The organism is Marinarcus sediminis (SeqCode) (assembly GCF_048571275.1).
In the GTDB taxonomy this organism is placed as follows: Bacteria; Campylobacterota; Campylobacteria; order Campylobacterales; family Arcobacteraceae; genus Marinarcus; species Marinarcus sediminis.
Window position 1 is genome coordinate 1,924,192 of the sequence record NZ_CP182357.1, and the last position, 23,393, is coordinate 1,947,584.

The 23,393-nt window shown below is 32.6% G+C and carries 25 protein-coding genes; 12 read left to right on the plus strand and 13 right to left on the minus strand.

Going from position 1 to position 23,393, the window contains the following annotated elements; all coding sequences use genetic code 11:
* Nucleotides 1-6 precede the first annotated feature (6 nt).
* Nucleotides 7-1,092: a CNNM domain-containing protein gene (locus ACNI3C_RS09700; RefSeq protein ID WP_419769607.1), complete on the minus strand. Its 1,086-nt coding sequence runs from the start codon at nucleotides 1,090-1,092 to the stop codon at nucleotides 7-9.
* 235 nt (nucleotides 1,093-1,327) lie between these two features.
* Between ACNI3C_RS09700 and ACNI3C_RS09705 the strand changes: the two genes are divergently transcribed.
* Entirely contained in the window at nucleotides 1,328-1,687 is a 360-nt protein-coding gene (locus tag ACNI3C_RS09705) for a hypothetical protein (RefSeq protein WP_419769608.1), read from the plus strand.
* An 8-nt stretch (nucleotides 1,688-1,695) separates the two neighbouring features.
* Here the strand turns inward: ACNI3C_RS09705 and ACNI3C_RS09710 are convergent, their stop codons facing one another.
* The 12 genes from ACNI3C_RS09710 to ACNI3C_RS09765 form a co-directional block, all read right to left on the minus strand.
* The gene (locus ACNI3C_RS09710; RefSeq protein ID WP_419769609.1) at nucleotides 1,696-2,193 is read right to left on the minus strand and encodes a hypothetical protein; all 498 of its coding nucleotides are present in this window, start codon (nucleotides 2,191-2,193) and stop codon (nucleotides 1,696-1,698) included.
* 69 nt (nucleotides 2,194-2,262) lie between these two features.
* Nucleotides 2,263-3,129 (minus strand): DMT family transporter, encoded by an 867-nt coding sequence (locus ACNI3C_RS09715; RefSeq protein WP_419769610.1) that lies wholly within the window; start codon nucleotides 3,127-3,129, stop codon nucleotides 2,263-2,265.
* A 64-nt stretch (nucleotides 3,130-3,193) separates the two neighbouring features.
* Nucleotides 3,194-5,680, minus strand: coding sequence for a methyl-accepting chemotaxis protein (locus ACNI3C_RS09720; protein WP_419769611.1), 2,487 nt, complete (start codon nucleotides 5,678-5,680; stop codon nucleotides 3,194-3,196).
* A gap of 74 nt (nucleotides 5,681-5,754) precedes the next feature.
* Nucleotides 5,755-6,069 carry a DUF309 domain-containing protein gene (locus ACNI3C_RS09725; RefSeq protein WP_419769612.1) on the minus strand — a complete coding sequence of 105 codons (315 nt, stop codon included), beginning with the start codon at nucleotides 6,067-6,069 and terminating at the stop codon, nucleotides 5,755-5,757.
* Nucleotides 6,066-8,891 carry an excinuclease ABC subunit UvrA gene (gene uvrA / locus ACNI3C_RS09730; protein ID WP_419769613.1) on the minus strand — a complete coding sequence of 942 codons (2,826 nt, stop codon included), beginning with the start codon at nucleotides 8,889-8,891 and terminating at the stop codon, nucleotides 6,066-6,068. The genes ACNI3C_RS09725 and uvrA overlap by 4 nt, the downstream gene beginning before the upstream one ends.
* Nucleotides 8,892-9,023: 132 nt before the next feature.
* Entirely contained in the window at nucleotides 9,024-9,764 is a 741-nt protein-coding gene (locus tag ACNI3C_RS09735) for a sulfite exporter TauE/SafE family protein (RefSeq protein WP_419769614.1), read from the minus strand.
* Entirely contained in the window at nucleotides 9,764-10,501 is a 738-nt protein-coding gene (cysE, locus tag ACNI3C_RS09740) for a serine O-acetyltransferase (protein WP_419769615.1), read from the minus strand. Before cysE ends, ACNI3C_RS09735 begins: the two co-directional genes overlap by 1 nt.
* 1 nt (nucleotide 10,502) lies before the next feature.
* Nucleotides 10,503-12,299, minus strand: a complete 1,797-nt coding sequence (speA, locus tag ACNI3C_RS09745; protein ID WP_419771455.1) for a biosynthetic arginine decarboxylase — start codon at nucleotides 12,297-12,299, stop codon at nucleotides 10,503-10,505.
* Nucleotides 12,299-13,516, minus strand: a complete 1,218-nt coding sequence (hisS, locus tag ACNI3C_RS09750; protein WP_419769616.1) for a histidine--tRNA ligase — start codon at nucleotides 13,514-13,516, stop codon at nucleotides 12,299-12,301. The genes speA and hisS overlap by 1 nt, the downstream gene beginning before the upstream one ends.
* Entirely contained in the window at nucleotides 13,509-14,075 is a 567-nt protein-coding gene (gene tmk / locus ACNI3C_RS09755; protein ID WP_419769617.1) for a dTMP kinase, read from the minus strand. Before tmk ends, hisS begins: the two co-directional genes overlap by 8 nt.
* Nucleotides 14,066-14,563, minus strand: coding sequence for a pantetheine-phosphate adenylyltransferase (gene coaD, locus ACNI3C_RS09760; RefSeq protein WP_419769618.1), 498 nt, complete (start codon nucleotides 14,561-14,563; stop codon nucleotides 14,066-14,068). Before coaD ends, tmk begins: the two co-directional genes overlap by 10 nt.
* A gap of 4 nt (nucleotides 14,564-14,567) precedes the next feature.
* Nucleotides 14,568-15,116, minus strand: a complete 549-nt coding sequence (locus tag ACNI3C_RS09765) for a UbiX family flavin prenyltransferase (RefSeq protein WP_419769619.1) — start codon at nucleotides 15,114-15,116, stop codon at nucleotides 14,568-14,570.
* Between the two features lie 249 nt (nucleotides 15,117-15,365).
* Between ACNI3C_RS09765 and ACNI3C_RS09770 the strand changes: the two genes are divergently transcribed.
* The 11 genes from ACNI3C_RS09770 (at nucleotide 15,366) to lptC (ending at nucleotide 23,390) form a co-directional block, all read left to right on the plus strand.
* Complete coding sequence (locus tag ACNI3C_RS09770; RefSeq protein ID WP_419769620.1) at nucleotides 15,366-16,010, plus strand: recombinase family protein; 645 nt, start codon at nucleotides 15,366-15,368, stop codon at nucleotides 16,008-16,010.
* Nucleotides 16,011-16,090: 80 nt separating this feature from the next.
* Entirely contained in the window at nucleotides 16,091-16,537 is a 447-nt protein-coding gene (rplI, locus tag ACNI3C_RS09775) for a 50S ribosomal protein L9 (RefSeq protein WP_419769621.1), read from the plus strand.
* Between the two features lie 5 nt (nucleotides 16,538-16,542).
* Entirely contained in the window at nucleotides 16,543-17,079 is a 537-nt protein-coding gene (gene hslV / locus ACNI3C_RS09780) for an ATP-dependent protease subunit HslV (RefSeq protein ID WP_419769622.1), read from the plus strand.
* A 5-nt stretch (nucleotides 17,080-17,084) separates the two neighbouring features.
* Complete coding sequence (hslU, locus tag ACNI3C_RS09785; protein ID WP_419769623.1) at nucleotides 17,085-18,413, plus strand: ATP-dependent protease ATPase subunit HslU; 1,329 nt, start codon at nucleotides 17,085-17,087, stop codon at nucleotides 18,411-18,413.
* 54 nt (nucleotides 18,414-18,467) lie between these two features.
* Nucleotides 18,468-18,767 (plus strand): hypothetical protein, encoded by a 300-nt coding sequence (locus ACNI3C_RS09790; RefSeq protein ID WP_419769624.1) that lies wholly within the window; start codon nucleotides 18,468-18,470, stop codon nucleotides 18,765-18,767.
* Nucleotide 18,768: 1 nt separating this feature from the next.
* The gene (locus tag ACNI3C_RS09795; protein WP_419771456.1) at nucleotides 18,769-19,557 is read left to right on the plus strand and encodes a TatD family hydrolase; all 789 of its coding nucleotides are present in this window, start codon (nucleotides 18,769-18,771) and stop codon (nucleotides 19,555-19,557) included.
* 43 nt (nucleotides 19,558-19,600) lie between these two features.
* Nucleotides 19,601-20,974 (plus strand): lytic transglycosylase domain-containing protein, encoded by a 1,374-nt coding sequence (locus tag ACNI3C_RS09800; protein WP_419769625.1) that lies wholly within the window; start codon nucleotides 19,601-19,603, stop codon nucleotides 20,972-20,974.
* Nucleotides 20,958-21,773 (plus strand): septal ring lytic transglycosylase RlpA family protein, encoded by an 816-nt coding sequence (locus ACNI3C_RS09805; protein ID WP_419769626.1) that lies wholly within the window; start codon nucleotides 20,958-20,960, stop codon nucleotides 21,771-21,773. Before ACNI3C_RS09800 ends, ACNI3C_RS09805 begins: the two co-directional genes overlap by 17 nt.
* A gap of 11 nt (nucleotides 21,774-21,784) precedes the next feature.
* A complete protein-coding gene (gene hisB, locus ACNI3C_RS09810) occupies nucleotides 21,785-22,357 on the plus strand; it encodes an imidazoleglycerol-phosphate dehydratase HisB (RefSeq protein WP_419769627.1) in 573 nt (190 codons plus the stop codon).
* Nucleotides 22,354-22,851, plus strand: a complete 498-nt coding sequence (locus ACNI3C_RS09815; protein WP_419769628.1) for a KdsC family phosphatase — start codon at nucleotides 22,354-22,356, stop codon at nucleotides 22,849-22,851. The genes hisB and ACNI3C_RS09815 overlap by 4 nt, the downstream gene beginning before the upstream one ends.
* Complete coding sequence (gene lptC / locus ACNI3C_RS09820) at nucleotides 22,842-23,390, plus strand: LPS export ABC transporter periplasmic protein LptC (protein ID WP_419769629.1); 549 nt, start codon at nucleotides 22,842-22,844, stop codon at nucleotides 23,388-23,390. Before ACNI3C_RS09815 ends, lptC begins: the two co-directional genes overlap by 10 nt.
* Nucleotides 23,391-23,393: the final 3 nt, after the last annotated feature.

Sequence of the window (23,393 nt, forward strand, 5' to 3'; positions counted from 1 at the left end):
CTTTTTTTACTCTTTATTTTCGTTTACTTTCTCTTTGTCTTTACCGTTCTCTTTTTCTTTCTCTTTTCTTTTTGCTTTCATCTGTCGAAGCGCTAATTTTCTCATATCTGCAGTAGTATCAGACTCATCCATAATTTCAAGCCCAAGTAGGGTTTCAATACAATCTTCAAGCGTCACAATACCCTCTGTTTGATCATAATTATCCAAAACTAAAAACATATGTTCTCGTTTTTTAATAAAGATATTCAGTGCTTTTGAAACAGGAATGTTTTCATTTAACGTAAAAATAGGGAACATGATAGATTCAATTGTTGCATCTTTATTATTTACCGCTTGTTTAAAGAGTTTTTTCGTTAAAACAACACCAACAATATTGTCAATAGATTCATCATACACGGGAACTCTAGAGAATTTAAAGGTTCTTTTGTCATCTAAAATATCTCTGATTCTCATATCTTTTTGCATGGTATACATTACTGATCTTGGTGTTAAAATTTCTTTGATTTTAATATTATGTAAGGTCAAGGTATTTTCAATAATATCGGATTCTAAATCACCAATAATTCCCTCTTCTTCACTTAATAGGGTTGAATGCAGTAACTCTTCTCTTGAAATAGAGTCACACGAATCTTTTCCTTTTGAGATTTTTTTTGTTACAAACTGAGTTATGATGATAATGGGTGTGGTAAAAAATATGCAATATTTAATGATAACAGATGCCACGGGAGCTAACTGTTTCCAATAAATGGCACCAATGGTTTTGGGAATAATTTCTGCAAAAAATAAAATCGCAAAAGTCAGTACAACGGAAACGAACAGAACTAAGTTACTGTCACCTTTAAAGACGGTTTGAGCTTGAACACCAATGGCCGTTGCACCTAAAGTATTGGCAATGGTATTTAATATCAAAATTGATGCGATTGATTTATCAATATCTACTTTAAGTTTTTTAAGTAAAGCACCCCTAGCAGGATTGTTTTTCTCTAATATCGAAATATAAGAGATGTTTGTAGATAATATAATTGACTCTAATATAGAACACAAAAACGAAACACTGATAACTAATATGAACAGTAAAATTAAAATATCCATGTTACCTCATTCATAGTTAACTTACGCCTCTGGGAATTTTCGTCCAAGTATTACTCCTTAATATTTAATGCAATATTATACAATAAAATATGTCTATTTGGACAAAAGTAATATAAATTTTTTTTGAAAAAGAAAAAGAGTATAAAATTAGTTTATAAAGTTATGACTCATTTAAGAGTTGTAGAGTTATAATGACAATATAAGGATGGGGATGGTCTATTAAAAGGAGGCTATTATGGAAGTAGGTAATATACCAAAGTTTGAGCAGTTTGAAAATTTTTCACAAAAAAAAGTTGACACAGTTCAAAAAACGGATAAAATTTCTTTATTAAATGAAGAAGTTAAAAATAAAAATATTAACAATCCAGAGACCAATAAAGAGGTAAATGCACAAGCTGCAAGTGAAGTTTCAACTCCTCAAAAAGCGCCTAAGGTAGAGTTTATAATTTCAAATGTCAATTTTGGGTTTAATCCAGAAAGTCGAGATTTTTATGTAAAAGTCAACCGAAGCGATTATGTTGCGCAATATCCAACAGATGAGATGATGAAATTAAAAGCGTACTTGATCAGTTTGTCAAACGATAATATTGCATAAGTAAGAATTTAGAGCATATTTTGAGCAATCTCTTTTATATTTTCTGCAAGTTTTTCTGTAATTATTGTTTGCCATCTGATTAGAATATTGTCATACTCTTCGTCAAAAAATGCTTTCATTTTTTCATTAAAAAAGTTTCCACTGTTTATCTTTTCTACCGTCTCTTCTAAGAACATTTCAGGATGAATCAACTCTTTGTCTTTTTTGACATAATCTTCAAGTGCATTAATTGATGCGTGTTTTTGAAGTTCATTTTCAAAGTTTGCTTTACACGTATTGGTATTATTGCAGTTTCTTGTAATTGCAATGATGGTGTAAAAGACATTTTCAGGTTCAATTTCTAACGCCATCTCTTCAAGTTTTTTTAAAGCTGAATCTTTGTCAAATTCTGTTTGTTGAACCAAATATTCTAAGGAGATTTGATAATAAAGTTCATATTTTGCTAAGTTATCTAAAATATGCTCGTAACTAAATTGTTCGAGTACGCTCTTTTCATTTTTGGTCATATTTTGTTTAACCTATTGCCTTTTATAATATTTAATATGATTTTATCTTCTCCTTCTTTAAGCTACACTTTATGCGGCATTTTTTTTACTTATTGTTGAAAGCAGTATCCCACTGAGTATCACAACAGTAGCTATGATTGTTTGCACGGTAAGTGTTTCCTTGAGAAAAACAACTCCCCCTAAGGTTGCTAAAATAGGTACAGTAAGTTGGATGATACTTGCTGTTGATGTCTCAATTTTAGTGACTACCACATACCAAAGAACGTAACCAATACCTGAAGTAACGGCTCCACTGATAAGTGCATAGATAAAACTGGACATTTGAATATTTCCAGTAACAGATACAAAAAAACTTAATATGAAAATAAAGACAAATGCCATTAAAAAGTTTGAATATGTCACCGATAAGGGGTGTTGCGTCTTTTTTCCTATGATAGAATAAATGGCCCATGCGATACCAGCAATGGCCATAAGGAGGGCACCTTTTAAAGAAACTTGTTCATGTTTTGTGGGCAAAAGCAGATAAATTAACCCTATAAATGCAATTATTGCTCCTAAAATTTTAAAAAAGTTGATTTGCTCTTTTTTTAATACAGCAAACGTAATCATAATAATTTGAACCACTCCAAAAAGAATTAAAGCCCCAATGCCTGTATCAATTAAAACATATGAATAAGAGAAAGTGATTGCATATAAAAAAAGCATAAAACCAGCCAACCAATTTCCTTTTTCTAAGGGTTTGGAGTCTGTCTTAAATTGAAGTAAAATAAAAAGAGAGAGTGCCGCGCTGAAAATTCTTATGGCTGAAAAAGAGAAGGGATCAATGCCTTCATTAAGAAATGCCAATTTACATAGCAGTGAATTAGCCGATAGAAACAGAAGTGCCAAAAGAGTGTAAACAGTTAAAAACAGTGGCTTCTCTTTGACTTCTTGCATTAAATTTCTTTCTTATTTTTATATATTATAGGCAAGATTAAATTAATAAATACTGTGTTAACTTTTATTTACAATTGAGAATTTTAATGGCATTGAGTTGATTAAATATATGCAGTGTCAGTTCTTCAATTTTGGATGAAATTTCAACCAGTTCGCTGTTTTGTACTTTTTGTGCACTTTTGGTGATATACTCTTGAACAATCTGTGCATATTCGATATTTAATGCTTTTAATTCACTCCAGATAGATGCGTTGATAAACTTTTTATCTTTTTGCTCTTGTTCAATAATCCACTCTCCTAAAAGTGTTTTTTCATGGTTTTGTACAGTGATATTTTTATACTCTTTAAGTGCAGTAAAATGATTGTTTTTAAATCGAATGACATCGTTTTTGAGTTTGGCGGTTTGATACACCAAATCAACATCGCACACTTGTTCTCGAACATGAATATTGTAGTTTGATTTTGATGCTGCTTCAAAAAGTTTTTGAGAGAGTTGGGTTATTTCTATGGATAAGCTGTTAATATCTTGAGCATTTTTATTGTTTATTTTTACATTGTCTTCTAAAACAGTAACCTCTTGATTGATTTTATTGATTCCCTCTTGTTGCAGTTTAGATGATATTTCAAGTTCTTGTACTAACGTTGTTGTATTTTGAATCTTTTCACTTAATTTTTTGTACCCTTCAATCATATTTTGTGCAATATTTTTCCCCGATGCAGTTTTTTCATTGGCTTTTTCAACCAAACTTTTAATCTGTTTTGCCGCTTCTGCTGAACGATTGGCTAAATTTCTTACCTCTGCTGCTACAACAGCGAACCCTTTGCCCGCTTCTCCTGCCGTTGCTGATTCTACGGCAGCATTCAGACTTAAAATATTGGTTTGAAAGGCAATTTTATCAATGACATCAATGGCTTCATGAATAGAAGTGACTTCATTGGTGATGTCATTCATGGCTTCAACGGTTTTTGTTGCCAGTGTATAACCATCGTTTGTTGATGTTGAAACTTCTGAAGCCAATATGCTCATCTGTTTACTGTTGTTGGTATTTTGATTAATGGTATTGGTAATATCTTCTAAAGTTTGCACACTCTTTTCTAAAGAGAGAGTTTGATTATTTGAACTGTTTGTCAATTTTTCTACAGTAGTATTGAGTTTTGTAGTATCAATATTGAGTTGATCTCCGGTATTCATAATCATGGCTAAAAATTCTGAAATATTATTTCCAATGAGTTTTGTGCTGGCAACCAAAGAACCAAAATCTCCATTGAGTCTCTCTTTTAAGGCATTTTGGTCGACTTGATAATTAAAATTATACTCACCATAGTTCTCTAAAGCATTCATGATAATATCAAATTTATTTTTGGTTTGTAAAATCATTAAATTCACTGACGTGACCAATTTTTTCATATCGGGAGAGATGATATGTTGTTCATTGATATGATAAGAGAAAAATCCATTTGAGATTTTGTGAATAATGTCATTGGTTTCATTGATGATTTGTTTGTTATTTTCCAATGTATTAATGCTGTTGTCAATATTTTTATTGATTTCAAGCGCCATTTCATAAAATTCATCTTTGGTTTTAACTTCAATCTTTGAGATACTCTCTTTTTTATAGTTGATGAAATCAAAAAACTCATTCAGCCCATTTTTAACACTTTTTAGAGAGTTATTAATGGTATCAAACATGATGTATGCCAATATGAGTTCAATGGTTATCATGGCAATTGAGATAAATATAAGAATTTTAATGAGCATGGCAATTTTATTATTGACCACTGTGTCAATTTGCGTTAAGTTTGTATTCACGCTTTTACTGACATTTTGAATAGAGATATCCATTTGTTGCAGTTTTCCACTGTGTATATCTTTGCCAATTCTTTTTTCAACTTCAACAATATTGCCCATCATATCTTTATATAAAATCAAAGCTTCATTGATAATTTTTTGAAGTTCTTTGTCCGTTGTAAAGTTTGCAGAAGCTCGAACAGATCTTCTCATTTTAAATTGTATGGTATTGAACTCTTTTAAATCTATCTCCTTAAAAAGTAAAAAGTTTTTTTCATAGAGTTCTAACTTCATCATATATTGTAACAGTTTGTAATCGTAATTTTTTTCGAAAAGTTTATTGATGGTGGTTTTGCTTTTTTGCATTTGAAGTAAATACTCATCTACTTGCTCTTTATCTTGTACAATCTCTAAAAAGAGTTTATTTAAGGCTTCAATCTCTTTTTTTGAATTTTCAAGTTTGGCATCGGACAGATTAAGTAAATTCATCTCTTGATGAAGTTTTTCTATGGCAAGATTTACTTTTTTATACGTTGTGTTGTATGCATCTACGTTTCTGTTTGAAAAATAGTTTTCAATGTTTAAGTTCAGTTCTGTGATATTTTTTTGCAGTTTGAGTAAATCATAGCCTAAGGTTTTGTATTTATCAGTAGAGTAAAACATAAAAATCATCATGAGTACTACAAGCATTAATCCCACCACAGATATGACAGAAAAAATTCTCAGTTTTGCTTTAACTGAAATATTATTTAATATATTCATTTCATCTCCATTAATTAAGAGAGGAACTATATCTAAGAGGAATTACAGATTGATTACTTGAATAATTTTAGTTATTATTTAATGAGTTCATCTTTTTTTTGAATAAGTAAATCGCGTGCTTGAAAAAAAGCATCGTGTTCTTGAAGTTCAATTTCGTCCAGAAGGGGTTGGTATTTTTCAAACGTTGCCCAAACTTTTTTAAAGCTTTCAGGTTTTCCTTTGATATATAAAGCAAGAGCTGTTGTACCATTGATTAAGCCTTGCAAAGCTTTGGCTTTTTTGATTTCACCTTGTTGTTTAAAGGTTTTCCAATCGTGTTCAAGTATTTCATGTGCCGGTGCAAATTCATGATTTTGCACCGCTTGTATAAATTGTTTAATGGCACTCATCGTTTAAGTTCAGCCAACTCTTTTTCTAAATAGTAGCCTGTATATGAACCACTTTTTTTATGGTTTTGTGCCAATTGACTTGGTGTTCCCGTATCCACAATGAGTCCACCTTTATTTCCCCCATCTGGACCCATATCAATGATCCAATCGGCATTTTTAATCACATCCATATTGTGCTCAATGACCAAAACAGAATTGCCCAAATCCACTAAATGGTGAAGTACTTTTGTCAATCTATCTACGTCTGCAAAGTGTAGTCCCGTAGTGGGTTCGTCTAAAACATAGAGCGTATTTCCGGTATCTTTTTTACTTAACTCTTTAGAGAGTTTGATTCTTTGTGCTTCTCCACCACTTAATGTAACGGCATTTTGTCCTAACGTGATATATCCTAACCCCACATCATTGAGTGTTTCAAGTTTGGCATTGATTTTTGGAACTTTAGCAAAAAACTCTAAGGCTTCACTTACACTCATGTCTAACACATCTGCAATGGATTTTCCTTTGTATAAAATTTCCAAAGTTTGTGCATTGTATCGTTTCCCATGACAATCATCACATTTGACCATAATGTCAGGTAAGAAGTGCATCTCTATTTTAATCTCGCCTTCTCCTTGACACTTTTCACATCGTCCACCTTTGACATTAAAAGAGAATCGTCCAATGGCATAACCACGAAGTTGTGCCTCTTTGGTTTTAGAAAATAGGGTTCTTAACTCATCCATAAGTCCGGTATAGGTTGCAGGATTACTTCTTGGTGTTCTTCCTATTGGGCTTTGATCAAGATAGATTACTTTGTCGAGTTTTTCTAAACCTTCAATGCTCACTCCATCAACTTTTTTCACTTTCCGCGCATGGTTCAATAACTCTTTTGCAACAGGGAGTAGGGTTTGTAAAATCAATGAACTTTTTCCACTTCCACTGACTCCTGTAATGGCACAAAGATTTTTTAAAGGAATCTGCAGACTTAAATTTTTGATATTATTGAGTGTTACATTTTGAATTTCAATAAACTCTTCTTGTGGTCGAGCATAATAGTAATCAATTTTTTTCTTACCGGTCATATATTGTGCAGTAAGTGTTTTGGCTTTTTTCATTTTATCTAATGTTCCAGCAAAAACAATCTCTCCGCCATATTTACCCGCTTCTGGACCAATATCAACAATAAAATCAGCTGCTTGAATGGTCTCTTTATCGTGTTCAACAACAATAACGGTATTGCCTTTTTCTTGTAAGGCTCGAAGTGTTTTTATGAGTTTATTGGTATCTCGTTCATGCAGACCAATAGAGGGTTCATCTAAAACATACATGACCCCTGTTAATCCCGAACCAATTTGTGAAGCTACTCTTATTCTTTGGGCTTCTCCTCCTGAAATTGATCGTGCATCTCTTCCTAGAGTGATGTAGCCTAATCCCACATCATATAAGAAGTAGATTCTCTCTTTTATCTCTTTTAAAATGGGTGCAGCAATGAGTTTAAACTGTTCATTGAGATATTCAAAGTTTTTTTCATCTTGAAAAAAAGCATGGGACTCTTCAATGGGCATTGAGATAATTTCTGGAAGTGTTTTTTTGGCAACTTTTACAGCTTGAGAAGAGGGTTTTAATCGGTTCCCTCCACAATCGCTGCAACTCTTTTCTGTCATATAATCGCCCAAATCTTTTTCATCTTTGATCATATCATAAGCAATTTTGATGATACCTTCCCATTTTCTAGTAAGTTTATGTCGTTTCCAAAGAAATTGAGCATCTTCTACTCCCCCATGTAAAATGGCTTTTTTCTGATGCTCTTGTAAATCCACAAATTTGGTATGGGTATCAATTTTTGCCGCTTCACAAAAGGCTTTCATCATTTTAAAGTAGTACCCTTTGTTAAAGCCATAAATGACTTTAATTGCACCATCTTCAATGGTGAGTTCTTCATCAATGATTTTTTTCATATCTAAGGTGTATCGAATACCTAATCCATCACAAGATGGACAAGCTCCTTTGGGTGAATTGAATGAAAAACTTAAGGGTTCCAGTGGTTCAAAAGAGATTTTACAATCAAAACAAGCCATGTGTTCACTGTAGTGAATGTGTTGTTCTTGCAGTCCCACTTCATTATGATTCATCACTTCTATTTCCAGTTCACCAAAGCTCTCTTTGAGACCTTTTTCTACATCTTGAGCAATTCTTTGTCGATTTTCTTCTTTAATGACCACTCTGTCGATGACCACTTTAATGGTGTGCATTTGTGTTTTTGCCAATTCAAAATCTTCATCAAGTCTGACCATGACACCATCAATCATGGCTCGGACATACCCTTTATTTCGTAAAGCATCGAGTAAATCAGCAAAACTTCCTTTTTTACGATTAATTAAAGGAGATAAGATGACAATTTTTGACTCTTCAGGAAGACTCAATACTTGTTCAATGACATCTGATGAACTCATATGTGAAATGGGTTTTCCACATTGATGGCAGTGTTGTTTTCCTACTCTTGCATATAAAAGTCTTAAGTAATCATAGACTTCTGTAATTGTACCCACAGTTGAACGAGGATTTTTAGAAGTTGTTTTTTGATCAATGGCAATAGCAGGTGTGAGCCCTTCTATTCTTTCGACATCAGGTTTTCCTACTTTGTCTAAAAATTGTCTTGCATATGCTGAGAGCGATTCGATGTATCTTCTTTGACCTTCAGCATAGAGAGTATCAAACGCCAGTGTCGATTTTCCAGAGCCACTGAGTCCTGTAAAAACAATCAGTTTGTTTTTTGGAATTTCTAAATTAATATTTTTTAAATTATTCTCTTTAGCATTGAATATTTTGATTTTATCAGTCATTCTTGTCCTTATATAAAGTGGCTATTATATCCAATCAAAGTGTTTATTAAAGTTAAAGTAAATGGTTTAAATAATGATAATAAGCAAAAGGAAATTTTAACAATTGATTTGGAGGCAAAAAGAGAAACTATGTTATATAAATGTTTTATATAACATAGCGACAAAGATAAGAATATACATAATCATCGTATATTTTTTATACGATTTAATTGTGATAATGGCTTTGGTTTTAATCCCAAAAAAGACACCCACCAATGAAGCAATTCCAACAACAGTTCCTTCAAAATAGAGCATTTGACCTCCCAAAGAGAGTGAGACAAATCCCGCAATAGAACTGAATATGATAAAGAAAAGTGCTAAAGAAGTTGCTTCTTTAATGTTATAATATAAAAAACCAACCAAAACAGGTGTGAGCATAATAGAACCTCCCACACCAATACTCATGGCAATCATTCCAATAATAAAACCAATAAAAAAGAGCATAAAAGGGTTGTGGTTTTCATGGTTGTCAAGGGCATCGCTTGTTTTTGTAAATCCCACTTTATAAATGGCAAAAGCAACTACGACAATAAAAAGATGTTGCAAGGTAAGGCTTGAAAATGTTTTTAAAATCAGACTGCTTTGCAGACCTCCTAAAAAGCCTCCAATACCAATAATTAATCCATCTTTTACTTTTAAGAGATTGTGTCTAAAATTTAAGAATGAACCAAAAATTGAACTGAAAACCATCTGCATAATAGAGATGGCAACGGCATGTTTCATATCAAAACCAGCAAAAAGCAGTATTGGAACGAGTATCATTCCCCCGCCAACGCCAAAAAAGCCAGAGATAAACCCAGCAAATGTTCCAAATAAAAGCAGTTCGGCTATCATTACTTAATCGAATTCATTGCGGAAATAAATTTTTTATAGATGCACTCCAACTCTTTGTCTTCGTCACTTAAGTCAATGCCATCAAATTTTTTAATGGCATGCTCTAAAACAGCCACTCGTTTTAACAGATATTCAAACATCTCTTTGTTGATGTCAGGTAAATCAGCATGGTTGAGTTTATTGTTTTGATCTTCACGTTTAATGACTTTAGCTGGAACTCCTACTGCCGTACAATTTTTTGGAACATCACAAATAACAACAGAGTTTGCTCCAATTTTACAATTCTTTCCGATGGTGATATTTCCAAGAACTTTCGCGCCACTTCCAATGACTGAGTTTGATTTAATTGTGGGGTGTCGTTTCCCTTTATTTAAACTTACTCCACCTAAGGTTACTCCTTGGTAAATGAGTACATCATCTTCAACAATTGCTGTTGCTCCAATGACCACACCAATACCATGGTCTATAAAAACTCTTCTTCCAATAGTACAAGCAGGGTGAATATCCATATGGGTTAAAAATTGACTGAGACCACTGATGAATCGAGCGAGTACTTTCCAATTTTTATTATACAGTCGGTGAGCAATTCTGTAATTAATAATAGCCCAAACACCAGGATAGTTAAAAAGTAACTCTAAACTTGAATCTAAAGCGGGGTCGTTGAGTTTAGGGACAATAAAATCTTCTTTAATTTGCTTCCATAAACTTAATGGCTGATGGTTTAACTCTTCTTGCATATTAACTCCAAGTTGTTTTTAAGTAGTTGTTATCATTTAAATATTGTTCAACTACTTTATATGAGTCACTGTTTAACTTTTTCTGAAGAATGGTTCTGATCTCTTCTGTGTCATAATCAATGTCTTCTAAAATATCAATTATTTTTTGTGATTCACATATTTTTTCCAGTTTCATTTCACCGTTTTCAAATACAATATTAATCTCTGTTGGGTGCGAAAACAAATTGTGTTTCATTCCCAAAATATCTTGATAGGCTCCGACCAAAAAGAAAGCAAGATAATACTCTTCTTTACTTAAATCAACATCATGTAAATAGAGAGGTTTTCTTGGATTAAATGGAATCTCTCCATCACTGTCACAAGTAATATCCCATAAGCTTGCACTTCTTGTTGGTTTTTTATTAAGATGGGTAATTGGCATAACAGGAAACTCCTGTGCGATTCCCCAGAAGTCAGGGAGTGATTGGAAAATAGAGAAGTTTAAAAGATATTTTTCTTGAATTTTATTGTCAATTCTTTTAAGTTCATCATAATCATCGACTTCTAAAAAGCAGATGGCTTTTTTTATAATCAGATGAGTGAGAATCTCTGCATTTGAACGATCTTCCAAATCTATATACCCCAAATCAAAAAGTTTTAAAAGTGATTCAAGGTGATCAATGGAATCGTGCATATACTCCAATGCCATTTTAGAATTGATGTCATTATATAGAGCATTTAACTCTTCAATCAATGGCGGATTTTTCTCTTTTAACCGTAGATGTTCGGCTTCATACTCTGCTGAAAAAAGTTCAAGTACGGGAGCTATAAGAACCGTAGAATTGGCGGCAATAAAGCGACCTGATTCGGTATAAATATCGGGTTCTTCAACACTCTTTTGTTTGGCAATATTTTTGAGTGTAAAAATAACATCATTGGCAAACTCTTGCATAGAGTAGTTGATGCTCTTTTTAAATTGAGAATACTCAATGGCCAAACCACCACCAATATTAATTGCTTTTAAATTCGTTGCACCCAGGTTTTTAAGTTCAGCGTAAATATGACCAGACTCTTTAAGTGCTTTTTTCAAAGGTTTGATATTGGTCATGGATGAACCAATATGAAAGTGAATCATGGTTAATTTCTCTTTTAATCCATGATCTTCAAGCATTTCATACGCTTGTAATATCTCAGTAGAACTTAATCCAAATTTTGAGTCAATTCCTCCACTTTTTGCCCAAACACCACCACCTTGGTTAAACAATCGAACGCGTAAACCAATGTTAGGAGAGGTGAGGTTGGTCTCTTTTTTAACTTCTAAAATGGTTTCTAATTCGTTGAGCCCTTCTATAATTAAAGTAATATCATGACCCATTTGTTTGGCAATAAAGCCCAAATGAATCATCTCTTTGTCTTTAAATCCATTAACGGTTATTGGGGCATTTTTATTAAATGTCATGGCAATAAACAGCTCAGCTTTACTTCCTGCTTCTAGTCCATAATTGTATTTTTCACCCGCTTCAATTAATGGGTGTAAAAAGTTTGGCAATTGATTGACTTTCAGTGGGAAAACAGCATGAAATTTCCCATTATAGTTGTACTCATTAATTGCATTATCATAAAGTGTAAAAAGTTTGTCAATCTGCAGTTTTGTTAAGTGTGGAAATCGTAATAACAAAGGCCCTTTATAGTCTTGTTCTCGTATATCTTTAACTAAGTTAATTAATGCAGGTTTTGATTTATGGTTGACTTTTAGTAAACCGTTCTCAATTATAAAATTATTCTCTCCCCAGATATCAATACCATAATTTTCCAAAATTATATGTCCTTTACAAATAGTGTTTTTTCTTCTTTTGAAATGAGATTTTTCAGTACTATTGTACCATTTTTTAACTCTTCCTCACCTATTATTGCCATTACTGTAGCACCCAATTTTTCTGCATTCTTAAAATGTTTATTAAACCCTCTTGGCGTATATTCTATTGAGCATTTTACGCTTTTTCTTTTAATTGAAGCAGCTTCAAATGCGGCATCCACACAAGATTCACTTAATGCACCAAAATAGTAGTGTTCTTCTTGTGTTTGATTCATTTTAATCAGCTCCCAAATCCGTTCAATTCCAATGGCAAATCCAATGGCAGGAGTGGCTCTTCCGCCTAAAAACTCAACCAATCTGTCATATCTTCCACCACCGGCAATGGCACTTTGTGCGCCGATTTCATCACTGACAAACTCGAATGCAGTTTGCGTATAATAATCCAAACCACGAACCAAGTTTGAATCTATATCAAAATTTACATTATTAAGCGTTAAAATGGCTTTTAATTTTTCAAAATTCGCATCGCATGTTGGGCATAAGTTGTTGGTAATTTTAGGCGCATCAACCAAGAGTGTTTTACACTTTTCATTTTTGCAATCTAAAACTCGAATAGGATTTGTCTCAATTCTTTTGTTACAATCTTCACAAAGTTCCGTTCGTATGTTACTTAAATATTGAACCAAACTTGTTTTATAAGGTGGCATACACTCTTTACACCCTAAGGAATTAAGTTGCAGTTTGAATCTGATGCCACAAAAATCTAAAATATCTTTGATAAGTAAGATGACATTGGCATCTTCATAAACAGAGTCCACACCAAACGATTCACAACCAAATTGGTGAAATTGTCTTAATCTTCCTTTTTGTGGTCGTTCATACCGAAACATAGAACCAAAGTAGAAATACCGATACACTCCACCTGCACGGTCAAGTTTATTTTGCACAAAACTTCGTACAACTCCTGCTGTACCCTCTGGTCTTAAGCAGACATCATTCTCACCTTTATCAATAAATTGATACATCTCTTTGTTAACAATATCACTGCTCTCCCCAACACTTCTTTTAAAAAGTGCTGTTTCTTCTAAAATGGGTGTTTCAAGATAGGTATAACCATATCTTTTGGCTATTTTAGAAGCATTTTCAATAAAATAGGTAAAAAGTTCACTCTCTTCATTTAAAATATCTTTCATTCCCCGTAGGCTTTGAATATTACTCATTTATAAAATCCTTAATTCTCTTTGCAATTTCTTCTATACTTAAACTGGCATCTATAAACAGATGATTAATCTTTAAAAGTTCTATGGTATGTTTCATTCTTTTTTGAATATCTAAAAGATACTCTATTCCTCGTGATTCAATGTTATCATGCTCTTTTTGTGATAACCTTGATATGAGTTCTTCTTTGCTTAATTCCAGTAAAATAACATGAGTTGGCAGCAGATTGTTTGTTGCAATTAAATTCAAAGTTGTTACTATTTCTAAAGGAAGATTAGAAGCATATGCAATACCGCTGATCATACTTCTGTCACTGATGACCATGTTATTTATATTGGGCTTTATGATCTCTTCAATGTGTTCTGCACGGTCTGCTAAAAACAGAAACATTTCGGCAATATTTGATTTGGCTTCTCCATTTAAAACCATACGTCTAAGTTCCAAGCCAATTTTTGTACCACCGGGTTCTTTGGTGAAAATAGCGGTAGGATTATTCTGTTTTAAAATATCTAATTGAGTCGATTTTCCTGCTGTATCAATACCTTCAATAACTATATACATGGTAAAATTTCCTTTGGTACAAGGTGCTCAAATTTACCTTTAAATGTGATGATTTCTCTCACAATTGTTGATGAAACAAAGGCATTTTCAAGTGTTGGCATGAGATAGAGTGTTTCAATATTTTTGTTAATAGAAGAGTTAGCATAGCCCATTTGGAGTTCATATTCAAAATCAGATACGGCTCGTAATCCTCGAATAATGGTATTAACAGATAACTCAGTTGCCAAATCAACCAAAAGCGTATTAAAGCCAACTACTGTGACTCCCTTGAGTCCAACAATTGCTGCTTTTGCAAATTCAACTCTTTTTTCGTGTGAAAACATAGGTGCTTTTCTCTCACTTTTAGCCACAGCGATAATGACTTCATCAAAGATTTTAGTTGCACGTCGGATAATATCCATATGACCTTTTGTAATTGGATCAAATGTTCCACTATAGATTGCACGTCTGTATGAGGCAATTACTTCGCTGTTTTCTTTTTCTGCCATAGATTTACTCCCATCGTTTATATAAATTATTATCTATTTTTAACAAATCAAACCATTTTCCTATAAGAAAATTTTCCATATCTTCTAGGTTTTGTTGGTTTGAATAATATCCTAAAGTAGGGGGTGCAATTGTAATACCCAACACAGAAAGTTTATGCATATTTTCTAATGCTATGGGACTAAAAGGCATCTCTCTTGGAGCAAGGATTATATTTCTTTTCTCTTTTAACATGACACTAAAAGCTCTTGTTATTAAATTATCTGCGATACCAACTGCACATTTTGCAAGGGTGTTCATGGAACAAGGAAGAATAATCATGGCATCAGTTTTGAATGAACCAGAAGCAATACAAGCTCCAATGTCACTCTCTTTTAAAAGTGTGAAATTTTGATTTTTAATATCTTTGTAAAGCAGATTGTTTTCAAGTTTTAAAGCAAGAATTGCACTGCTTGAAAACACAACATAGGTCTCAATATTTGAAGGGAGTTTCTCTAAAAATTTTAGGCTCAAGTTTATGCCGCTTGCACCAGTAATTGCAACAATTAATTTCAAATTATAAACCTTGTGATTATCTCTTATAAAGAAGCGATTTTAGCAAAATTTAACTTTTTTTTCAAGTTGTATAACAATATGAGGTCTTTCATAATAAAAAAGAGTTCAAGAAGGCATTATTTATAGGCATTTCTTAAGTTTAGTTTAAAAATATAAATGTTAACATTACGTATAAGTTAAATTAAAATATATTCTATATTTTGTATTAATATAAAATATTATATATTACAAAATGTTAAAGGAAATAAAATGGCAAAAATTGTAAGTTTTGTAAGAATTAATAATTACAACCTTGAATATGTGAGCAGTCAGAAAGAAGCAATAAATAATTATGTAAAAAAACATAATATAGATTTAAGTGATACTATTGAGATAGAAGTGAATATTCCCAAGCAAGAAGAAAACATACTTAATTTGCTCAAAAATTGCCATGAATCTTGTACGGTTATTGTTTCTGATTTAAATGTTTTTGGACGAACGACTGAAGTAATTTTAGAGATATTAAAATACCTCTTAAAGAAAAAAGTCAGAATCATTTCTGTCAATCAAAATTTGGATCTACTTGACAGTGAAGATATGTTGACTCAAATGATTTTAGGTATCATTGGAATGACAGTAAATTTAGAAAAAGATTTGATGAGTCTAAGAACAAAAGAGGCGCTCAATGCTAAAAAAATTGATGGCATTCATTTGGGTAAACCAAAGGGTACGATTCAAAAATCTAAATTTGATAAACAAAGAGACAAAATTGAAGAATTACTCTCTGTTGGATTATCTATTCGGAAAATTGCAAAACTGTTGGGATATAACAATCATATTGGATTAAATAATTATATTAAGAAAAGAAACATTCGATTAAAAGTCGATGAAGATTCAATGGATATTGCAAGTTAAGTTTGAACTCGCAATGACTTTAACTTTATTTTTTATAATTTATTGTAAAATGTGCTCTATTTAATTATTATGGAGATGTTATGCAAGTATTGTTAATCAAAGATGTTAAAGGCTTAGGTAAAGCCGGTGAGGTTAAAGAAGTTAAAGATGGATATGGTAAAAATTTTTTAATTGGAAAAGGGTTGGCACTGTTGGCCACCAATGAAGTGTTAAATAAACACAAAGCACAAGAGAGAAAAAAAGCAGAAGTTGAAGCGCAAGAACTTGTAGATGCCAAAGAGATTGCAACTAAAATTGAAGCAACAAAATTTACGATTAAACATAAAGTTGGAGCCAATGGTCATCTGTTAGGTTCTGTTACAAATAAAGAGATTGCAGAAGCTTTATCTGAACAAGCAGATATTGAACTGGATAAAAAACAGATACATTTAGAGACTAAAATTAAAACCGTTGGTATTTTTGAAGCAGATTGTAAACTTGGACATGGAATTCATACAACTATCAAAGTTGATGTAATTGCTGAGTAGTTTTTATGTTTGATGCAACTACTATACTCGCCTATAAAGGTGAAAATAAAGCGGTTATTGGTGGAGATGGTCAAGTTACTTTCGGTAATACGGTTTTAAAAGGTAATGCAACAAAAATACGAACACTGTATAAAGGGAAGATTCTTGCAGGTTTTGCGGGAAGCACTGCAGATGCTTTTAATCTTTTTGATATGTTTGAAGAGCATTTAGAAACCACAAAAGGGGATCTGCTTAAAGCCGTAATCGCTTTTTCAAAAGCGTGGCGAAAAGATAAAGTGTTAAGACGTCTTGAAGCCATGATGATTGTTTTAAATAAAGAGCATATTTTTATTTTAAGTGGTACCGGTGATGTGGTTGAACCAGAAGATGGAAAAATAGCAGCAATTGGAAGTGGTGGAAATTATGCCATCTCTGCTGCACGAGCTTTGTTTAAACATACAACCATGGATGAAGAAGATTTGGTTAAAGAGTCTTTAATGATTGCCGGTGAGCTTTGTATTTATACCAATCAAAATATTAAATTGTTAAAAATTGAGGAATAAAAGATATGGATTTAACACCTAAAGAGATTGTTAAATATCTTGATGATTATATTATAGGACAAAATGATGCTAAAAAAACCATTGCATTAGCATTACGGAATCGTTACAGAAGAATGCAACTTTCTGCTGAATTGCAAGAAGAGATTATGCCCAAAAATATTTTGATGATTGGTAACACAGGTGTGGGGAAGACTGAAATTGCGAGACGATTAGCAAAAATGATGAATTTGCCTTTTATCAAAGTGGAAGCCAGTAAATATACCGAAGTTGGTTTTGTAGGTCGTGATGTTGAATCTATGGTCAGAGATTTGGTTTTTGAATCTGTTTCATTGGTGACTAAAGAGTATGAAGAGAAGATTCAAGAGAGTATTGATTTGGATATCACACGACAAATTGTTGAAAAACTTGTACCTCCTTTACCTAAAAGTGCAACGACAGAAGCTCAAGAGAGTTTTATTAAAACCTATAACAAAATGGAACAAAAAGTATTAAGCGGTGAAATTGATGATAGAAAAATTGAAATAGAACTGCCTAAAAGAGCAAAAATTGAAATTGTCGATTCCAATATCTCCATGGATTTCAGTTCAATGCAAGAGAGTTTAAATCAAATGTTGGGTGGTTTGAATAAAGACAAAGTCAAAAAAGAGGTCACAATAAAAGATGCCAGAAAACTTTTACGTTCAGAAACCAGTGAAAAACTTTTAGATCATGAATCGATTAAACTCGAAGCATTAAAAAGAGCCCAAGATGGTGGAATTATCTTTTTAGATGAAATTGATAAAATTGCATCGGGTAAGAGCAATCAAAATCAAGATCCAAGTAAAGAGGGGGTTCAACGAGATCTTCTTCCTATTGTTGAAGGAAGCACGGTGACAACAAAGTTTGGACAAATTAAAACTGACCACATTCTTTTTATTGCCGCTGGTGCATTTCATGTGAGTAAACCCAGTGATTTATTGCCAGAGTTACAGGGGCGATTTCCCCTTCGTGTAGAATTGAATGCCTTAGATGAAGAGGCACTTTATCAAATACTTACGCATACTAAAAATTCTTTATTGACTCAATATAAGGCACTTTTAGAAGTTGAAGGGGTTAATTTACAATTCCATGATGATGCCATTCATGCTTTTGCGCATTTGAGTGTAGCGGCGAATTTAAAGGCCGAAGATATTGGTGCACGAAGATTACATACGGTCATTGAAAAAGTATTAGAAGATATCAGTTTTGATGCCGATGAAAAAAGTGGACAAACCATTGAAGTAACAAAAGAGTTGGTCTATGAAAAACTTGAAAATATTGTAGAACATGAAGATACCGCAAGGTATATTTTGTAGTTTTTGTTTTTTTTTGCTACAATTATTAAAATATTAAATCGAATGGGGAAGATGATGAATATAGTTACATTTTGTGATATTGATAAAGGTTTATTGGATTCAAAAAATACTTTAGAAGTTTTTGGACAAGGGCATACAGGAGAAGCAAATGTTGTTATTCTAGACATAAACTCAATATTCGATTATGAAGAGAACAAAGCGGATGCTTGTGCAGATGAATTTGTCTCAATTGCCATTATAGATGATGAAAGCGATTATGATGCTTTTAAAAATTTTGGTATTGATGCTTGGATTAAAAGACGAGATATCGATAAACTCAATGAAATTGTAGATTTAGTACAACAAAGGTTATAAAATTATTATTGATACACATTGTCATTTAGACAATGAAAAATTTTATGATGACATAGACTGCGTTATTGAAAATGCACTTAAAAATGGCGTTAAAGCTTTTTTAATACCCGGTGCAGATTTTAAAGATTTGCCAACTGCCATAAAACTCTCCGAAACGTATGACGAAGTTTTTTTTGCAGTTGGAATTCACCCTTATGATATAAAAAGTTACAGTGAATCCATGATGGAACAATATGTCACTCACCCCAAATGTATTGCTATTGGTGAGTGTGGATTAGATTACTACAGACTCCCTGAAGATGAAGAGGAAAAATTAAAAGAGATAGAGCTTCAAAAAGAGGTTTTTATTGCACAAATTAATTTTGCCAAAAAAGTAAAAAAACCATTAATAGTACATATTCGTGATGCTTCAAATGATTCAAAAAAGATACTACTTGAGTATAATGCAAAAGAGGTGGGAGGTGTTTTACACTGTTATAATGCCGATGAACAACTTCTGAGTTTGGCCAATGAAAATTTTTATTTTGGTATTGGTGGTGTATTAACGTTTAAAAATGCAAGAAAGTCAATTCAAAGTTTGCCAAAAATCCCACGTGATAAACTCTTAATAGAGACCGATGCCCCTTATTTGACTCCTCATCCGCATAGAGGAAAGAGAAATGAGCCTCAATATACGACTTTTGTGGTTGAAAAAATATCTGAACTTTTAGATTTGAGTATTGAAGAAGTTGAAATTATGACAACGAATAATGCAAAACGCTTATTTAAAGAGTTTTCTAGTATAAATTAGATAAAATACCTACTATTTATAAAATTTTTAAGAGGACAGCCTATTGTATAAAGTCTTTATACTCCTATTGATTTCAATTTCGTTTTCATATGCTTCATTAATTGGTTCAAATTTTGACAAAAGAGATATTCAAATTTTAGATGAGTTGGATATTGATCCCTCATTTATTACAGACTATTCTCTGCAGCAAACTTACAATAATTATCTTCGTGGGAATAAAGAGTATTACAAACAAAAACTCAGCAATGCGACACTCTTTGTTCCTAAAATAAAAGATATTCTTCGAAAAGAGGGCATTCCATCATCTTTTGTCTATCTTGCAATGGCAGAATCAAATTTTACATTAGATGCAAAATCTAAAGCTGCTGCTATAGGGTTATGGCAATTTATGCCAGAAACAGGTAAACGTTATGGGCTTGAAAACAATTTGTATATTGATGAGCGAATGGATTTGGTTAAATCAACGTATGCTGCAGCTGAATATCTGAAACGACTGCATGATAAATTTGGGAAATGGTATCTTGCAGCCATGGCATATAATTGTGGAGAAGGTCGAGTAATTGAGGCCATTACTCGATCTACCATTGATGTTTTTGTTGAACAAAATGGTTCAAAAGTTAAAAAAGAACAGATCAGTAAATACAGAGATATTATCAGAGATTATCAAAGAAAACGAGTACGTTTTAACGAGTTGTATAAAGTCTATAAAGAGGTTATTACATGGGGAATTACACCAGATATTTATAAACTTTTGGTAGTACAAAAGGGATCAAGACGACAATATTTGCCCAACGAAAGTCGGAATTATATTCGAAAAATTATCTCTTTAGGGATGATGAATAACAAAAGTTTTATTTCGGATGAAGATTCCCATTTATTAAATTTGGGTTCAACATCAACTTCAATTGCAACTGTACAAGTCAGTGGTGGGGTTCATTTAAAAAGTGTTGCAAAAGCAATCGGCATGAATTACAAAGAGTTGGCAAATTTTAACAAACATATTAAAGAGCTCATTGTTCCTCCCACAGTTAAAGAGTATGATATTTATATTCCATACAGCAGACTTTCGCGATTTAATGCCAACAAAGATAATATTTCACAAGAAAAATTTACAATTTATAAAGTAAGAAAAGGGGATACATTAGCATCAATTGGTCATAAATATGGACTGCCTTATAAAATTGTTAAAAGTTTCAATCATTTGAGATCTAACTTTTTATCTTTGAATCAAAAATTAATCATTCCTATTCCTCATGAGAGTAAATTGCAAAAGGTTAAAGATTATTTTGTACAAAATGGTGATACGTTAACTCTTATTTCAAAAAAATTCAATATAAAGCTTGAACAAATTATGCAAGACAATAATTTGACTGATGGCATTATTCATATTGGAGATAAGCTTGTTCTTAAATATTAAAACAGCTGTTTTGTTGATATCTTGTTCGCTTGTCTTGCTTTTTTCAGGGTGTTCAAATAAGACATACAGTTACAGTGGTGGTTACTCTTCGTCATCTTGGAAGAGTAGAAAGTATGTCAACGTTCCCAAACAAGAGATCAGAAACTCCCCCAATATGCACAGAGCTACAATGAGACCCTATCAGGTTGCTGGCAAATGGTATTATCCTACATTGGCAAAAGTATCAGATGTTCAAGCGGGAATTGCTTCTTGGTATGGACCCAATTTTCATGCTAAAAAAACTTCAAATGGCGAAATTTATAATATGTACGCCGATACAGCAGCGCATAAAACTCTGCCTATGAATACCATGGTAAAAGTTCAAAATATTGAAAATGGGAAAACAGTTATTGTTCGAATCAATGACAGAGGGCCTTTTGTAAGTGGAAGAATCATTGATCTTTCCAACAAAGCTGCTCATACAATTGATATGGTTAAAAATGGTACAGCAAAAGTTAAACTTACAATTTTAGGATTTAATGCTAAAATAGCAACAACACAAGCAGAAAAAGATGAAGTTGCAACGGTAGGGAAATATTTTGTTCAAGTGGGTGCCTTTAGAAGATATGAAGGTGCTAAAATCACCCAAAGAAAATTTAAATTAATACTTGAAGATAAATATGATGTTATCATAAAAGAGGGTGAACTTGATGGTACAGCCATTAATAGGGTTTGGATCAGTGGCTTTAGATCTGAAGAAGAGGCCAGAGATTTCAAAGCAAATAATGGCTTAAACAGTGCAATGATTATCGCAGAGTAATGGGAGAAAACATGTCAGAATTAAACAGAAAAACAAAAGAGACCGATATTAAGTGTAAAATTGATATCAATGGTACAGGAGTGTCTAATATCCATACTGGAATAGGTTTTTTCGACCATATGTTAGAAGCTTTGAGCAAACACAGCTCTATTGATATTGATTTGAGTTGCAATGGAGATTTGCATATTGATGCGCATCACAGTGTTGAGGATTGTGGTATCGTCTTAGGACAAGCGCTTAAAAAAGACATTTTTCCTATTCAAGCGGTTGAGAGATATGGGAATGCAACGGTGGTTATGGATGAAGCAGCAACTACGTGTGCCTTGGATTTAAGCAATAGACCTTTTTTCCTCTATGAAGTAAACGTATCTGGGAAAGTAGGTGATTTTGATTGTGAATTGGCAGAAGAGTTTTTTCATGCACTGGTTATGAATGCTGGCATTACTTGTCATATCATATCTGATCGAGGAAGAAACAAACACCATATTTTAGAAGCAAGTTTTAAAGCCGTTGCTGTTGCATTAAGACGTGCCTTAATAAAAAATGAAAAGTTAGGAATTCCAAGCACTAAAGGTGTTTTATGATTGAGTTGATTGTATTAGATGTGGATGGTACATTAACCGATGGTAAAATCACCTATACGAATCAAGGTGATGAGATTAAGAGTTTTGATGTCAAAGATGGTTTGGCCATTTCAACTTGGACAAAACAGTTTGGAAAAAAAGCTGCCATTATCACTGGGCGAACTTCAGAGATTGTTCAAAGAAGAGTCCAAGATTTAAATATTGTTCATCTGCATCAAGGTGTACACAATAAAGATGAAGTATTAGAAAGCATTTTAAAGAAAGAGGGGCTTGCATGGAACCAAGTTGCTGCGATTGGCGATGATTTGAATGATTATAAAATGTTAAAAAAAGTGGGTCTTTCTTTCGCTCCTGCAGATGCCAGTTGTTATATAAAAAATATGGTCAACGTCGTTTGTACAAAAAATGGTGGTGATGGTGCGGTCAGAGAGATGTTAGAATATATTTTTAAAGAGTATAATCTTGAAGAGGAATTTATAAACGCATGGGCATAAAACTGTTTATAACTTCACTTTTTTTTATCAGTCTTATTTCACTTTTCAGTGAAGTTAAAAATGAGGTTAAAAAAGAGCTGGTTGCAGATAAACCTTTAATTACTTTTAAAAATTCTATAATGTATACTATGGATAAAAATGAGGTCAATAGAGTTGTTCAATCTCAAAAAGCTGTGCGATATAAGAGCCGAGATGAACTCTATGATGGTACAATTGTATTGCGTGTTAAAGATCAAGTAAATGAAGATTTAAAAGATATAATAAGTGCTCAAAAAATATTAAAAAAAATGGACAGTTACAGTTTTTACAATGATGTTAAATATGACCGAGGGGATTTTTTTAAACTCAGAACCAATGAACTGTTTTATGATGTAAAGAATCAAATTGCCTATAATGATCAGCCATTTAAATCAATCTATTATGGAGATATTTTAAATGGTACTGCTTTTTATATGAATAATTTAACTTCATTTTTTAAAGCAAAAAGTTCTCATTTTGAAGTTAATATGAATAAAAAAAGCCAAAGCAAAAAGAATTAAGGA

Excerpts from the sequence above, each read along its gene's own strand:
- ACNI3C_RS09710 (WP_419769609.1), bottom strand. The coding sequence starts at position 2,193 with ATGACCAAAAATGAAAAGAGCGTACTCGAACAATTTAGTTACGAGCAT.
- ACNI3C_RS09715 (WP_419769610.1), bottom strand. The coding sequence starts at position 3,129 with ATGCAAGAAGTCAAAGAGAAGCCACTGTTTTTAACTGTTTACACTCTT.
- hisS (WP_419769616.1), bottom strand. The coding sequence starts at position 13,516 with ATGAGTAATATTCAAAGCCTACGGGGAATGAAAGATATTTTAAATGAA.
- hisB (WP_419769627.1), top strand. The coding sequence starts at position 21,785 with ATGTCAGAATTAAACAGAAAAACAAAAGAGACCGATATTAAGTGTAAA.
- hslV (WP_419769622.1), top strand. The coding sequence starts at position 16,543 with ATGTTTGATGCAACTACTATACTCGCCTATAAAGGTGAAAATAAAGCG.
- uvrA (WP_419769613.1), bottom strand. The coding sequence starts at position 8,891 with ATGACTGATAAAATCAAAATATTCAATGCTAAAGAGAATAATTTAAAA.
- ACNI3C_RS09790 (WP_419769624.1), top strand. The coding sequence starts at position 18,468 with ATGAATATAGTTACATTTTGTGATATTGATAAAGGTTTATTGGATTCA.
- ACNI3C_RS09725 (WP_419769612.1), bottom strand. The coding sequence starts at position 6,069 with ATGAGTGCCATTAAACAATTTATACAAGCGGTGCAAAATCATGAATTT.
- ACNI3C_RS09815 (WP_419769628.1), top strand. The coding sequence starts at position 22,354 with ATGATTGAGTTGATTGTATTAGATGTGGATGGTACATTAACCGATGGT.
- hslU (WP_419769623.1), top strand. The coding sequence starts at position 17,085 with ATGGATTTAACACCTAAAGAGATTGTTAAATATCTTGATGATTATATT.
- ACNI3C_RS09705 (WP_419769608.1), top strand. The coding sequence starts at position 1,328 with ATGGAAGTAGGTAATATACCAAAGTTTGAGCAGTTTGAAAATTTTTCA.
- ACNI3C_RS09735 (WP_419769614.1), bottom strand. The coding sequence starts at position 9,764 with ATGATAGCCGAACTGCTTTTATTTGGAACATTTGCTGGGTTTATCTCT.
- coaD (WP_419769618.1), bottom strand. The coding sequence starts at position 14,563 with ATGGCAGAAAAAGAAAACAGCGAAGTAATTGCCTCATACAGACGTGCA.
- tmk (WP_419769617.1), bottom strand. The coding sequence starts at position 14,075 with ATGTATATAGTTATTGAAGGTATTGATACAGCAGGAAAATCGACTCAA.
- ACNI3C_RS09720 (WP_419769611.1), bottom strand. The coding sequence starts at position 5,680 with ATGAATATATTAAATAATATTTCAGTTAAAGCAAAACTGAGAATTTTT.
- rplI (WP_419769621.1), top strand. The coding sequence starts at position 16,091 with ATGCAAGTATTGTTAATCAAAGATGTTAAAGGCTTAGGTAAAGCCGGT.
- ACNI3C_RS09770 (WP_419769620.1), top strand. The coding sequence starts at position 15,366 with ATGGCAAAAATTGTAAGTTTTGTAAGAATTAATAATTACAACCTTGAA.
- ACNI3C_RS09700 (WP_419769607.1), bottom strand. The coding sequence starts at position 1,092 with ATGGATATTTTAATTTTACTGTTCATATTAGTTATCAGTGTTTCGTTT.
- cysE (WP_419769615.1), bottom strand. The coding sequence starts at position 10,501 with ATGCAAGAAGAGTTAAACCATCAGCCATTAAGTTTATGGAAGCAAATT.
- lptC (WP_419769629.1), top strand. The coding sequence starts at position 22,842 with ATGGGCATAAAACTGTTTATAACTTCACTTTTTTTTATCAGTCTTATT.